The organism is Priestia sp. SIMBA_032 (assembly GCF_046535215.1).
Classification (GTDB): domain Bacteria; phylum Bacillota; class Bacilli; order Bacillales; family Bacillaceae_H; genus Priestia; species Priestia aryabhattai.
The window spans coordinates 273,609-287,357 of the sequence record NZ_JAWRXD010000001.1; the positions used below are offsets into that span (position 1 = coordinate 273,609).

Below are 13,749 nucleotides of genomic sequence, written 5' to 3' on the forward strand. Positions count from 1 at the left end.
CTTCCTCGCTTACTCTACTGCTTGGTCTCACTAAATAAAACTGAGATTCACCATAACCACAAAAAGATCCGAACGAGTTTGATTCTCCATCAAGAATCTTGATTCCTCGTTCGGATCTTCCTTCAACTAAAACACTTTTGCTCCAGCCTCTTTTGTATTAACGCACTTCTTGTAAACGATGTACCGCTCTGCTTTCAATTAACGGTTCTGTTTGCTGTCTGTATTGTTGATAGTGAGGTGTTTCAATGTGAGCTTCAACATCTTCTTTGCTTTCCCATTTCTCATAAAAAACAAATGTGCCTGCTTTGTCTGTATCCTGGTGGAGAGTGTATTGAATACATCCTTTTTCTTCTCTTGATGGTTCAATAACTTTTACTAACTCTGATCGAAGCTCTTCTTCTTTTCCTGGCTTGGCTTGCAAAATGGCGTTAATAATAACTTCTGACATCGTTTTTCCTCATTTCTTTAAAAAATATTCTCCATGAAAAGCTTCCCTCTTTTTGTATTTATTACACTAACCATCATATTTTTTGTATGATGTTTGATTTCTCTAGTCTAAGACAGTAAAACGTACATGTTATCTACAGCGGTCTTTCTTCATGCTGGTGATAAAAAAGCCTACAGGCTTTTTTACATCTTATTTCAATAATTGTTTCACGACTGCTTTTGCTACACTGATTGTGGACTGAGGATTTTGACCTGTTATCAAGTTTCCATCTGCTTGTATATTATCTGTCCAGTATAGTATTTTCTGTTTCCGCCTTACATACCAAATTGTAAGAGAGGAATTACTATAATACAAATTAGAAAATATCTGCTTATCCATAAATATTTTTATAGATAATGTAGAAGTCTTTGTTAATAAGGCATTTGCGAAAAAAACAACCATACAACACCACAACACCTGAACTTATTTTTTTATACACTCAAAAAAACCGCCCTTTTGAGTAAGAGCGGTTTTTCCAGAAAAGCATAGCATCTATTTTTTATTTTAAAGAGCAGACTGAGCGTTCATTTGTTTTACTTTCTTTTCACCCGTTTTTTTAAGACTCACCATAAAAACAAACGAAATACAGTACAGCCCAGCCAAGTACGTCATCGCCACCGTCATATCATAGCTTTGCAAAAGATAGCCGACAAGAATGGGTGATAACCCTCCGAGCGCTCGCCCAAAGTTAAAAATAGTGTTCGTTGCAGTACTGCGAACTTCTACTGAATAGTGGCTGCTTATCAATGCTCCGTATCCCGCGAACATTCCGTTTGAGAAAAATCCGACCACAGCTCCTCCTATAAGCAGCCCTGCACTTCCTTCGGCATACGAGTATAAAAATACCGCACAAGCTGAAGCAAGAAGAAAGATTCCAAAAGTACGTTTCGATCCAAAACGGTCCATAAATTGACCAAATGTTAGCATGCCTATAATCATTCCAACGGCTGTACTGATTGTCCAAAGAGCTGAACTTGAAACAGAGAGGCCTTGTGATTGCTGAAGCATAGACGGAAGCCATATCATAAGGCCGTTATAGCCTGCAATTTGGACTGTAGCCATCACTGCCAGCGAAATAGTCGTCATCGCCGTCCTAGGCGTAGCGAATAATTGACGAAGCTTACCATTATTTTTAACAACCGCTGTTTTCTCTTTTTGAGCTTGTAGCCACTCAGGAGATTCGTTTAAATTTTTTCGTACGATAAAAGTAAAAATGACGGGGATGATTCCGACAAAAAACAGCGCTCTCCATCCGAAAATCGGCAGGATCAGAGAACTTAAAAGCGCCGCAAGAATAACTCCAAATTGTGCGCCAACACTAACATAAGATGAAGCTCGTCCTTGCTTATGTTTCGGCCACGCTTCTGCAACAAGAGCCATACCGATTCCGTACTCTCCTCCAGCCCCAATTCCAGCAATAAATCGCGAAGCATACACTTGTTCAACATTTGCTGCAAAACCTGTCAATGCCGTTCCGACTGCAAATAGAAGAACCGTGTAGGTAAAAACCCGCACTCTTCCAAATTTATCTGCTAAAATTCCGAAGATTACGCCGCCTATGAGCATTCCTATATTTGTAATAGAAGAAATAAGTCCACCTGTTGCTAAATCAATGTGAAATTCAGCAATAATCATTGACATAGCAAACGAGATAAACATAATGTCCATCCCTTCTAATGTCAAACCTGCTACTGATGCTACAACTGTCTTGTTACGATAATTCATGTTGCTCCACCCTCCACTGTATTCTTTCTGTATCAACGCTCTTTCTTTTTTGAAGGAATGGATAAATAACATATGTCCATTCTCTTTTGAAGCCTCTCTGGACTTCGTTTAAAAGAGGTAAGTAACGCATAAAAGCCCTTTTGTCGCAGAGGGCAAAAGGGCACAGATAGGCATAGAAGCAATAAACAAGTTATCCGTCCTTTTCGGCCTCTCTGGACCGTCTTAAAGGCAGTTATTATATTAATCACTATGTTAACACGCCGCACAGAACCTTTCAATAAGAAAAATATCTTCTTTAAAGCGGCTATGTACATCTACTACTCGCTTTTTATTATCATACTATTTCATCAATTACTCTTTAGATATGGTTAAAACCAAAGCCTAATGTATCATGTTCAAAGCCTTTTTTAGGCGCACCTATTGTTCCATACACACAAACACTAATCCATTCCTCGCTTGATCCTGAGAACTCAATTTTTCCGCGCACAATTGAAAATGTGAGTCCTACTGTCCGTAAAATATCACCTAGCTGCAGCGTTCCTCGACTAACTCCTTGAATGGCTTCAAGTATAGCATGATAAAGAGCATGGACTTCCCGGTACGACTGGGCATTAATAATTTTGTTTGTCTTGGCGCTCGTTTCAATTGCCGCCACGACTTTAGACAGTTCCATCGCTCCGACTTTTCCTACTGTGTAGCTGTATCCTCTCTCATTGATTTCCTTTTCAATACCTTCAGCTAGTTCCGTATTATGTAAAAGAACAAGTAAAGATGTTAATCTTCCCATTGAAAAATCATTAACTTGTTGAAATTTATTGCTCAACTGTCATTCCCTCCCTTCTATCCCCTTATTATTTTAACAGACGGCACCTAAAAAGGTGCTGATTATTCGACGAACGAGCGCTCACTTAAAGGGTCAGAAAATCTATGTGTACTCTCCACCACCGTTACGAAGTAGAACTTGCATAAACAAACAACCCGCCTTTTAGTAAGCGCTTACTTTATTTTCAAGGAAGAAATCATTTTTCTCTACTTACGTTAAGACAAGCTGTGATTCAACTTTTAACTTTCCCAGCATCTCTCTCGTCATTTTTTCTAGGTTATATTCTGTTTTAAATCCCCACTCTTCTATCGCACAGCTGGAATCTATATGGTTAGGCCAGCTTTCAGCAATTGCTTGTCGAACAGGATCTACTTGGTAATTCAGCACAAATTCCGGAATCGTTTTTCGAATTTCCGCTGCCATTTGTTCTGGATCAAAGCTCATGGCAGAAACGTTAAATGAATTTCGGTGCTTCAGCTTAGAACCATCTGCTTCCATTAGTTGGATAACAGCGTTTAGTGCATCAGGCATATACATCATATCCATATATGTTCCTTTGTCGATATAAGACGTATAGCGCTTATGTTTAACGGCTTCATAATAAATTTCAACAGCGTAGTCCGTTGTCCCTCCACCTGGAGGCGTTACGTATGAAATTAAGCCTGGAAAACGAAGCCCTCGTGTATCGACTCCGAATTTATGGTGATAGTAATCGCAAAGTAACTCACCCGCTACTTTATTAACACCATACATCGTGGTAGGACGTTGAATCGTATCCTGCGGCGTCCAGTCTTTTGGAGTCGTTGGACCAAATGCACCAATTGAACTTGGAGTGAAAAATTGGCACTTCAGCTCACGCGCTACTTCGAGCGCGTTTACTAATCCGCCCATATTGAGATTCCACGCCAGAAGCGGCTTTTGCTCGGCTGTCGCTGATAACAGCGCAGCCAAGTGAATAATCGTATCGACTTTATGCTTTTGGGCGATCGTAAATAAAGCAGTCTGATCCGTTACGTCTAAAATCTCGAATGGACCTGAAGTCACAACATCGCTCTCCGTCTTGCGAATATCAGTGGCAATAATATTTTTTGAACCGTACATCTCTCTCATTTTCATTGTTAATTCAGAACCGATTTGTCCTAGAGACCCCGTTATTAATACTTTTTTCATCTCAATATCCTCCTCATGTACTGCTTAGATTCAACGTTTAGATTAATTTCATTTCCTTGCCTACTTTTTTGTAGATACGAAGTGCTTCATCTAACATTTCTTTTGTATGAGCAGCCGTCGGCATATTGCGAACGCGTCCTGTCCCTCTTGGAACGGTTGGGAAAACAATTGATTTAGCGTATACCCCTTCTTCTATTAATCTCTCACTAAAAATCTGCGTTTGGTTTTCATCTCCTATGATGCACGGAGTGATAGGTGTTTCACTTTCTCCAATGTTAAAGCCTAGTTCTTTTAATCCTTGCTTTAAATATCGACTGTTTTCCCACATTTGCTGCTGCAGCTCTGTACTTGTGCTTAGGATTTCAATTGCTTTCATACAGGCAGCAGCCGTGCCTGGTGTAATAGCAGTCGAAAACAAAAACGGACGGCTTCTTACTTTTAACCAGTCGATTAAGTCTTTTTTTCCGGCTACGTACCCACCTACAGCTCCAATCGCTTTTGATAATGTTCCAATCTGGAAGTCTACTTTTTCAGATAAGCCAAAATGTTTGACTGTGCCCATGCCGTTCCCTAATACGCCCGACCCGTGAGCATCATCTACGTATGTGATTAAGTCAAATTCCTCTGCGATTTCTACAATTTCCGGAAGCTTAGCAATGTCTCCATCCATTGAGAATACACCATCGGTAATTACCATTATTTTATTATATAAACCGGATTTTTGTGCTTCACCTGCTTTTGCACGAAGATCTTCCATATCTGAATGCTTAAAAGGAATAATTTTTGCTTTTGATAGCCGGCATCCGTCAATAATTGAAGCGTGATTCAGCTCATCTGATAAAATCGCATCATGTTTATCCATAACCGCGGAGATGGCTGCCATATTACAGTTAAAGCCAGACTGATAAGCTATAGCTGCTTCTGTATGCTTAAACTCTGCCAGCTTTTCCTCTAGCTTAATATGAATATCTAGAGTTCCATTAATCGTTCGGACAGCTCCAGCCCCCACTCCGTATTTTTCAGTAGCTTCGTTGCACGCGTTAATAAGCCTTTCGTCTGTAGCAAGCCCCAAATAGTTGTTGGATGATAAATTAATTAATTGTTTTCCATCAATTTGAATAACAGGTCCGTTTGGTCCCTCTACTGGATTAATGACGTTGTATAGCCCTTTATCTTTTAAATCTTTTAAATTATTATTCAAAAATTCTTTTAAACGTCTGCTTGTCATCTTCCATACCCCCTCATTGTTGTTCAACACGTCTTATAAACTTCTCTTTTCCCCATTAAAAGATTAATCCAAGCACTTATAGTATATGAATTAAAAATCAAGTGTATTCCTGAGAAAGACAAATGTTCCTTTTGTAAGCGCTTAAAATTCAATACTTATAGAATTTATAATAATCAACAACCCAGTAAATGTCCATACTAAAAATACAAAAAAATAAGAAATTTTCGGCAATAATAAAAATTCCTCCTTCTGTTAACGATTTTGCCAGAACGTTATTAGACAATATCTTTTTTCTTTTCTCTCTTTGATAATTCTTTTAAAAAAGAGACTGATACATAACTGAATCAACAGCTAAAAGCACCTCCATACACGAAACTACATTCACCATACTAATAAAAAAATCCGAACGAGTTTGGTCCTTAATCGAACTCGTTCGGATTTTCCTTCAATTAAACTACTTTTGTAGCAGTCTCTTCCGTTACTTTTGCATAGAGATGTTCTTTATTTTTTTATGTCCGTTTTTTACTAATAAGCATGAGACAGCAAAGCTTAGTAAAGCAGCTAAAAACGTTCCACTGTAAATAATGTGAACACCTGATGCAAGAATTTCATGCAGCTTTGACAGTTCTTCTGCTGGTACTCCGCCTGTCTCAAACGAAGCATTTAAATTTTCTTGCCCTAATTTCTTTGCCTGTGAAAGCGTCACTAAGTTAAAAATTGTACCAAACACTGCGGAACCTAGCGTTTGACTAAATGTATTTGTAAACGTATTAAGAGCCACCGCTACTCCTCTTTTGCTAGCTGGGACTGCTGATTGAATAACCAACATAAAGATAGGCGTAATAATCCCCATTCCTAACCCAAGAACCCCAACGGCTACATAAATTAAAAATACGGGTGAGTGGGTGGAAACTAAAAACAGCATAAAACAAGCTGTACTTACAATTGCCGTGCCCAGCGTAAGGATAGAGTGCGTTTTAAGACGCCCTACTAAATTCCCTGAAAGCAGTGAACCAATCGTCCAGCATACTGGCATAGGCATTAATACAAAACCAGCAGCGGTTGCACTTTTCCCCAGCACTCCTTGACTCCAAATTGGAAGGTAGACCGTAATACTAATAACTACTGATCCCACAAGAAGTGTTAATAAGTTTATAACAGATACACTTCGAATGGAAAACAGTTCAAGCGGGATAAGAGGTTCGGGAGATTTCTTTTCTATATAAATAAAGCCAATGAATGTTAGAACAGCTAGAACAAATAACCCTATAATGGTCGGATCTCCCCAGTTTTGATGCTGACTTCCGGTTAAAAGCGCGTATAAAAACCCAATTGTTCCCACTGAAAACGTCACCGCTCCAATATAATCGATATAGCGTTTTTCTTTTACCACTTCTTCTTTATAGTTTACTAAAAGAACAAAAAAAGCCATTAGTCCAAACGGTATATTTAAAAAGAAAATATAGCGCCAAGACAGCGTATCCACTAAGAATCCCCCAAGAAGAGGCCCGAGAACTCCCGCAACTCCCCAAACTGCGCTAATCCACCCTTGCGCTTTGGCTCTTTCTTTTGCTTCTTCATACAAGTCCCCAATAATAATCATTGTAAGCGGCATAACGACCCCGGCGCCCAGCCCTTGGATAGCTCTATAGACAATTAATTGTTGCATCGAAAAGCTAAGTCCGCAAAGTATCGATCCGATTAAGAAAATAATGATTCCAACAAGCATAACTTTTTTGCGGCCGAATAGATCCGCTAACTTTCCGTATATAGGTGTAGATACAGCAGTTGTCAGCATATAAATGGCATATACCCAGCTAACTAGCTCAATGCCCGACAGATCACTTGTAATTCTTGGAACAGCCGTACTGACAATGGTTCCTTCCATTGCAGCTAAAACAGTGACAAGCAGCAGCGCTGTCATGATTCGTTTCCTCATCTTTCTCTCTCCTTGCAACTGCGGGCATACCATGGTTTTTCTTATAGAAGATAAAAGCGGTTTCAATATACGGATACCCTTTTAGCTTTTATATGTATGTGATGCCCCGCATATAGTTGCTGCCATATGCAGCCAAATAATTATTTTACTATAAATTTTTTCAAAGCGATAGATAATTTCAAAAATATGACTTTCCTCTCATTAATAGAAACATGCGTACATAATGTTTTATTTCCTTTTTAAATTGCAAAAAAGCACCCCGTAACACCTGGTACGGAATGCTTTTACGTATTTTGTATGATCAACTTAATCGGGGATCTTTTAATAAACGTTCCATTTCTTCCATATGATTTGTTTCATCTGCAATCATATCTTCAAGCTTTACAACAAGCTCTGTTAATCCTAACTCTTCTGCTTGCTTTTTTCGCTCTTCGTAGCGCTGGATAGTTTCTTTTTCAGCCTTGCTCGCTTCTTTAAGCATTTCCGTCACGTTTGAGACGTGCTTCACCTCAGCCGGCTTAGTTGTTGGCTCACCGCCAAGGTTTTTGATTTTTTCTGATAAATAAAGGGCATGTCCTTGCTCATCAGGAATTTCTCCTTCAAAGAAAGGTTTTAAAATTTGATATTCTAGGCCGGTTACTGTAGACGCATAGTAAGTGTACTGAATAACCGCCGAATATTCACCCGCTAAATCGGTATTAAGTCCTTCTATTAGTTGTCTCATTTTCTCTTCCATTTGAATAAACACCCTTTCATTTGCTGTTAGTAGACATGTACCCTTTCTATCTAGTCCTAAACCACAATAAGGCGATATTCTGCTCCTTCTTTTTAAAGTAGGGAAATTACTGAAGAGAGCGAAGATGTTTGATTTCTATATTTTTAAAGAGAGACGTTCCTCCTTGAGAGAAAAGCGTAATTCCTTGGTCGTTGTGACGCGGAAACACTTCGCTAGAATGCACGGTTTTTCCATCATCAACAAAGACTTCAATGCTTGTTTTATCTACCAATATCTTCAAATGAACATTCTTCTTGCCTGCATCAAAGTAATCACGGCTTTCCACATACTTTTTGCTTTGATCAGGCTGATTGCTATAGCTTCTGTTTACATATGAGACGTTATCTTTTGCAAAAATGCCCACATCAATGTGCCGCTTTTGATCGGCGGACTCTCGAAGTCGTAAGCCTACATTCTCTGCGTCCGACCACGAAATATCCGTATCAAGCTGATAAGCTTCGCCTTTTATCTTTAACTTTTTCTCCCCGTTCACTTCTACTTGCTTGAGAGAATTTGTTGAATCAGTTAGCTGATTTAATTCTTCCACAGGCTTTGATAACAGACTGTACTGATCGTCGTCTTGTTTCGAAAGCGTAATTTCACGGGTTACTGAATCAAATCCGTTAAATCCATCTTTCATCGTTGGTGTCTTATCAGGATAATCCCAGTTGTTCATCCATGCAAAAGCATAGCGTTTTTCTAAAGAATCCTCATTTTTACCGTCCTTAAACGTGACTCCTCCGTACCAATCAAAGCCATGATCTAGCCATTGTGGCTCGTCTATATCAGGAGTGAATGTTGTTCCATCGTAATTTCCCGTCCAATAAGCATAGGTGTTTGGTTTTCCGCTTTCTTTTCCATTCGCACTTGTCCCGAGAACCCACTTGATTGTCCCGTCATCGGCCTTCATTTGAAAAAGATCTGGACATTCGGTAATGCCAATATCTTTAGTTACAAATCCTCCCGTATACGTCCAATCCTTTAGATTAGAAGATTCATAAAATCCGATTTTTTCACCTTCTGACATGACGAGAACCCACTTGTCATGTTCATTATCCCATATGACTTTGGGATCTCTAAAATCTTTGGTGCCTGGATTAGGCATGATAGGATTTTTGCTATACGATTTAAAGGTTTTTCCTCTATCGGTACTATACCATAGATACTGTTCTTGCTTTTGTCCATCGGCAGAAGGCTGGGTCATAATCGCTACAATTGCGTCTTTACCAAAGCCTGCTGTGTTATCTTTATCCTCTACAACGGATCCGGACCATATATCGCCATTTTTATTTGTATACTTTGGAATAGCTACTCCTTCATCTTTCCAATGAACCAAATCTTTAGACGTTGCATGTCGCCATTCCGTCCCGTTGCCTTTAGGATAATCATGATTGTATAAGTAATAGTAATGATATTTCCCGTCAAAATAAATGGGCTTTTGAGGATCATTTTTCCATTTATCAGGCGTACTAAAGTGATACACCGGGCGATAAGTGGATTCACTTTTATTCTCTTTTTCTTTTCCTGGGTCTTTTGTATCCTCTTTTTTGGATACGGCTGTTATAATAAGTCCGGCTATTATAACTAAAAGAACGGCAAGCGTTATCCATTTATAAGCACCTTTTTTCTTCAAACAAACCCCAACCTTTCTCTTTTTTGTCTATATCGAATAAAACAAAAGAAAATGGTGATTACAATCACCATTTTCTTTTATTGCTATTGCAAAGCGCTCAGTCTTCGTCTACTGTTAACTGACCTTGCTCAAGAACACGATCTTTTACAACAGATGTTTTTGAACCGTCAATGTTCACTAAGAAGCTTGGTGCAAATGTAGAGTGGTTGTCTTCATAAAAGCCTCTATTTGTCATGTAGCTTGTAATAACGACATTATCGCCTTTTGTTTGAGGTACAGCAAAGTGAGAATACGTAAATGTTTTATCATTAGGATCTAAATCCATATGAAGAACTAATCCTGTATCATTTAAAGGCTTATATTTTCCTGTTAACGTATTTGAAACATAGCCTAGCATATACACATCATCTTGTCCGATTCCATCAATCGTCATTTTAGATCCGCGAGAATCGGTGAACAAGTACCATTTTCCATCTTTTTTGAAAATGTTTGCACGTTCAATTTCGTCTGTAACTGTGTTTGATGTAATAAGCGGCTTCATTACTTTTTTGAGCGTATAGTCATCATTTAACTCAATAATGCCCAAAGCCCCGTTTGCTAAAGAAGCTTTTTCTTTATTAGATCCTTCAAGAAGCTTTTTCTTTTCAGATTGGAAGAAAGGATTGTTTCCTCCGTAGTATGCTCTGTTATATAGAGAGTCTTCACCTTGATAGCCATCTTCTGTTCCTGTGTTAGCTTCGAAAACAAGGTACTTATGTCCGTTGTCTTCTATGTAGTGAGGATCTCTTAGCGTATGGTTATCCCCTGTGTCATAACCGCCTTCATCAATAAACTGCTGAACCGTTTGATAAATCTTTCCGTCACCGTCAAAGATTGACTTGTAATCTTCTACTCCATCAACTTTTAACGTATTATCGTTTGGCTGAGACATGTTCACTTGAGCTGTCGTTAACGTTTGTTTTCCGTATTGTTTACCTGAATAATCCGTGTAGAACAAACGAACTTTACCATCTTTTGTTAACGTGGCAGAACCAGACCATTCTTGTGTTTGATTTTTAAGATGCGGGTCATTCGGAACGAATTTATCGCTGTCTTTAAACACTCTTCCAGCGTTTTTCCAGCTGTCAATTGATTTGTCTCCAGCTTTTTTATAGAAAAGATAAACAGACGTGTCATTCGAATCTTTTGGATCACCTGCTAGGGCAAACACAATTTGATATCCATGATAAGTCGCTACTGTTCCATCAGCATTTTGTAATGGCCAGCTGTCCCATACATCTAAGTCAATTGTATTTCCTGATGCATTTTTTCCTTTAGCAGAAGCAATGTTTTTAATAGTTGATTCATCAAAAGCAGGAACTTTAAACTGATCACTGTTTTGCTGCTGTGGAATTTTCACCATATTATCGCGAGTAATATGCGAAATTCCGTAGCTATTATTAAAGTCTTTGCTGTCGTTTCCTTTAGCAAATGTTTGATATCCCCCGCCTACTAGTAGGGCTGCAGCCAATGTAGCAGCAGTTGTATGCTTAGCAACTCGTTTCATTTTCATATGTTTTCTCCTTTTGTGTTAGTAAAGAATATAAATTTATTAATTCAATTAGCTATCAAAAATCCGAAAACAGAACCGGTTCCGTTCAACCAAAAGATTACTTGGATAAATGACGAAAGTCAAACATGCCAAATGTAGCTATTTCTCATTTTTATCTTTTTCATCGAGCTGTAACTAGGACCAAAGTTTACGTGTAAGAGCCTTTTTTATGTAACCGTTTTTCCAACAAAAGTGTACGGCTTTTTTACATTTCAAACCACGATTTCCAGACGTTGCGTTTGATACTTTCTACATGATTAAACACTTTATCTTTCCAGCATTGAAAACGCTATTCCGTTTTTTATACTTTCCGACCATTCTGTTTTTATCAATCTCTTGAAAAATCAGTACCTTTTTTTTATTAGCCGGACATGAAAACGTTCTATTCTTTTTCCTTTCTAAAGATTAGGATGATAATAATAAAGGTCTAAAGTATGTTTTCAGAAAAAAATATTCCTTCTTTTTACCTACTCATTTTTATCTTTTTTAATGCATTATACGCTCTCCCTTTTGTAAAAAGAGAGAGCGTATAATGCATTTTTTGAATATTAAGAGTCTAAACCAGTTGCTTTTCCTTCACGGCTGGAATCAGCTGCTCCAAATAAACGGCCGGTTTCTTTATCAATTTGAATACCTTGAACATTTCCGATTGGGAATGGCTCATCTCCAAAATTAAACCCCATGGCTTCTAGCTCTCCTTTTGCATTCATATCCACTCCGGCTTCCCAACCGATAAGTGATCCTGTACTATTAAAAATTCTTGGTTCTTCAATGGCTTCTTTTATATCCATTCCATAGTCTAAGACATTAATAAGCGTTTGAAATACAGACCCTACAATCGTTGGTCCGCCTGGAGACCCTAAAGTGAGTACAGGTTCACTGTCTTTAAAAACGATGGTTGGGCTTTTACAGCTAACCGGACGCTTTCCTGCATCCGCTTGATTTAACCCTCCAGGAATAGCATCAAAATCAGTAAGCTCGTTGTTGAGTAAAAATCCATGGTCTTTAACCATAATTCCTGTACCAAAAGGATGTTCCACAGTTGATGTACAAGCGACAATATTGCCCCAGCGGTCAACTACCGTGAAGTGAGTTGTTTCACTAAGCTCACGTTCAGGTTCATAAGGCTGACGCACAACGTTCACTTTTTGGCCTTTCTCATAATCCCACGGGTTGCCAAAATCAACTTTCTCATTTTTATGCTTCCAATTAATTAATTTTTGACGTTCCTTTATATATTCGTCATTTAAAAGTCCTTTTAATGGAATGTCACTGTAGGCTGGATCTCCAGAGAATGCAATTTTATCTGAAAATGCAATGCGCATAGCTTCTGCAAACAAATAATACTTTTCCCAAGATTTCACGTCGTACTGAGACACATCAAAGTCCTCTAATAGCTTTAAGATTTGCAGCACGGTGGCTCCTCCTGCACTAGGCATGTTAGAAGAAGCAATTCGGTATCCTTTATAATCTCCCCACACGGGCTCATCGATCTTAATCTCGTATTCTTTCAAATCCGACAGTTCCATAAAACCGCCGTGCTCTTTTATCGTTGAAATAATGGCTTCTGCAATTTCACCTTCATAAAAAGCCTCGATACCTTTTTCTTGAAGAATGCGGAATGTTTTAGCAAGATCTTTTTTATTAATCATATCTCCTTCTTGCATAGGCTTGCCGTTTGGGGAATATAGCTGCTTAGCATGTTCTCCTAGTCGGTAGGCATATGTTTTTAAAATATCTCCAAGCACCCAGTTTGTTTCCACACCTGCTTCTGCTGCTTGGGCAGCCGGTTCAATTAATTCAGCAAGGGGTTTTGTTCCATATTCTTTACGAGCTGCTTCCATCGCCTTTAAAATCCCTGGAATTCCAATTGCCGTTGCATGAGTAGAACGCTTTCTAAACGGAATAACTTCTTTATTTTCATCAAGAAACATTTCAGGATAAGCTGCTTTAGGAGCCTGAGAATGCCCGTCAAAAATTTTAGTTGTTTTGCTTTCATTGTGGTATACCATAAAAAAGCCGCTGCCTCCAATACCGGTCATCATCGGTTCTCCAACATTGAGCCCAAACTGAACGGCAATTGCTGCATCAATTGCATTGCCTCCAGCTCTTAGTACCTGTTCTCCGGCGTCGGTTGCAATTGGATGAGCACTGGCTACCATTCCTGTTTTTCCAACCGCTGTTTCTCTTCTATATGAACTCTTTCTTGAACGAGATAAACTTTTGCCATTAATCATCTTTTACGACCTCCTAGTTACTTACTTTATCTGGGATATTGGTAAAATACCCTATTGCTTTTGAGATAAAACTGTTTAAATTTGTATTGATTACTTTAACCACCCTATTTATAGACCAATATCCCTAGCAGATTTTAAGCC

10 protein-coding genes and 1 pseudogene are annotated in these 13,749 nt (G+C 38.7%); all 11 read right to left on the reverse strand.

Annotated elements, in window-relative coordinates:
• Positions 1-157: 157 nt before the first annotated feature.
• A complete protein-coding gene (locus SB717_RS01385; RefSeq protein ID WP_074678176.1) occupies positions 158-448 on the reverse strand; it encodes a putative quinol monooxygenase in 291 nt (96 codons plus the stop codon).
• 189 nt (positions 449-637) lie between these two features.
• Positions 638-739 (reverse strand): annotated as a pseudogene (locus tag SB717_RS01390) (type 1 glutamine amidotransferase domain-containing protein); the annotation flags it as partial.
• Positions 740-991: 252 nt separating this feature from the next.
• Entirely contained in the window at positions 992-2,212 is a 1,221-nt protein-coding gene (locus tag SB717_RS01395) for an MFS transporter (RefSeq protein WP_410903058.1), read from the reverse strand.
• A gap of 358 nt (positions 2,213-2,570) precedes the next feature.
• Positions 2,571-3,035 (reverse strand): histidine utilization transcription antiterminator HutP, encoded by a 465-nt coding sequence (gene hutP / locus SB717_RS01400; RefSeq protein WP_074678180.1) that lies wholly within the window; start codon positions 3,033-3,035, stop codon positions 2,571-2,573.
• 210 nt (positions 3,036-3,245) lie between these two features.
• Positions 3,246-4,205: an L-threonine 3-dehydrogenase gene (locus SB717_RS01405; RefSeq protein ID WP_410903059.1), complete on the reverse strand. Its 960-nt coding sequence runs from the start codon at positions 4,203-4,205 to the stop codon at positions 3,246-3,248.
• Positions 4,206-4,242: 37 nt separating this feature from the next.
• Positions 4,243-5,433: a glycine C-acetyltransferase gene (locus SB717_RS01410; protein WP_410903060.1), complete on the reverse strand. Its 1,191-nt coding sequence runs from the start codon at positions 5,431-5,433 to the stop codon at positions 4,243-4,245.
• Between the two features lie 478 nt (positions 5,434-5,911).
• Positions 5,912-7,372, reverse strand: coding sequence for an MDR family MFS transporter (locus SB717_RS01415; protein WP_410903061.1), 1,461 nt, complete (start codon positions 7,370-7,372; stop codon positions 5,912-5,914).
• Between the two features lie 301 nt (positions 7,373-7,673).
• Positions 7,674-8,108, reverse strand: coding sequence for a ferritin-like domain-containing protein (locus SB717_RS01420; RefSeq protein ID WP_013056263.1), 435 nt, complete (start codon positions 8,106-8,108; stop codon positions 7,674-7,676).
• A 106-nt stretch (positions 8,109-8,214) separates the two neighbouring features.
• Positions 8,215-9,780, reverse strand: a complete 1,566-nt coding sequence (locus SB717_RS01425) for a glycoside hydrolase family 32 protein (protein WP_410903062.1) — start codon at positions 9,778-9,780, stop codon at positions 8,215-8,217.
• A gap of 97 nt (positions 9,781-9,877) precedes the next feature.
• Complete coding sequence (locus tag SB717_RS01430) at positions 9,878-11,332, reverse strand: glycoside hydrolase family 68 protein (RefSeq protein WP_097823867.1); 1,455 nt, start codon at positions 11,330-11,332, stop codon at positions 9,878-9,880.
• 587 nt (positions 11,333-11,919) lie between these two features.
• A complete protein-coding gene (gene ggt, locus SB717_RS01435) occupies positions 11,920-13,608 on the reverse strand; it encodes a gamma-glutamyltransferase (protein ID WP_271991429.1) in 1,689 nt (562 codons plus the stop codon).
• Between the last annotated feature and the right edge of the window lie 141 nt (positions 13,609-13,749).

Bases quoted from the DNA above. Each gene is read 5' to 3' on its own strand.
- ggt (WP_271991429.1), bottom strand. From the start codon at position 13,608: ATGATTAATGGCAAAAGTTTATCTCGTTCAAGAAAGAGTTCATATAGA.
- SB717_RS01385 (WP_074678176.1), bottom strand. From the start codon at position 448: ATGTCAGAAGTTATTATTAACGCCATTTTGCAAGCCAAGCCAGGAAAA.
- SB717_RS01420 (WP_013056263.1), bottom strand. From the start codon at position 8,108: ATGGAAGAGAAAATGAGACAACTAATAGAAGGACTTAATACCGATTTA.
- SB717_RS01410 (WP_410903060.1), bottom strand. From the start codon at position 5,433: ATGACAAGCAGACGTTTAAAAGAATTTTTGAATAATAATTTAAAAGAT.
- SB717_RS01430 (WP_097823867.1), bottom strand. From the start codon at position 11,332: ATGAAAATGAAACGAGTTGCTAAGCATACAACTGCTGCTACATTGGCT.
- SB717_RS01395 (WP_410903058.1), bottom strand. From the start codon at position 2,212: ATGAATTATCGTAACAAGACAGTTGTAGCATCAGTAGCAGGTTTGACA.
- SB717_RS01415 (WP_410903061.1), bottom strand. From the start codon at position 7,372: ATGAGGAAACGAATCATGACAGCGCTGCTGCTTGTCACTGTTTTAGCT.
- SB717_RS01405 (WP_410903059.1), bottom strand. From the start codon at position 4,205: ATGAAAAAAGTATTAATAACGGGGTCTCTAGGACAAATCGGTTCTGAA.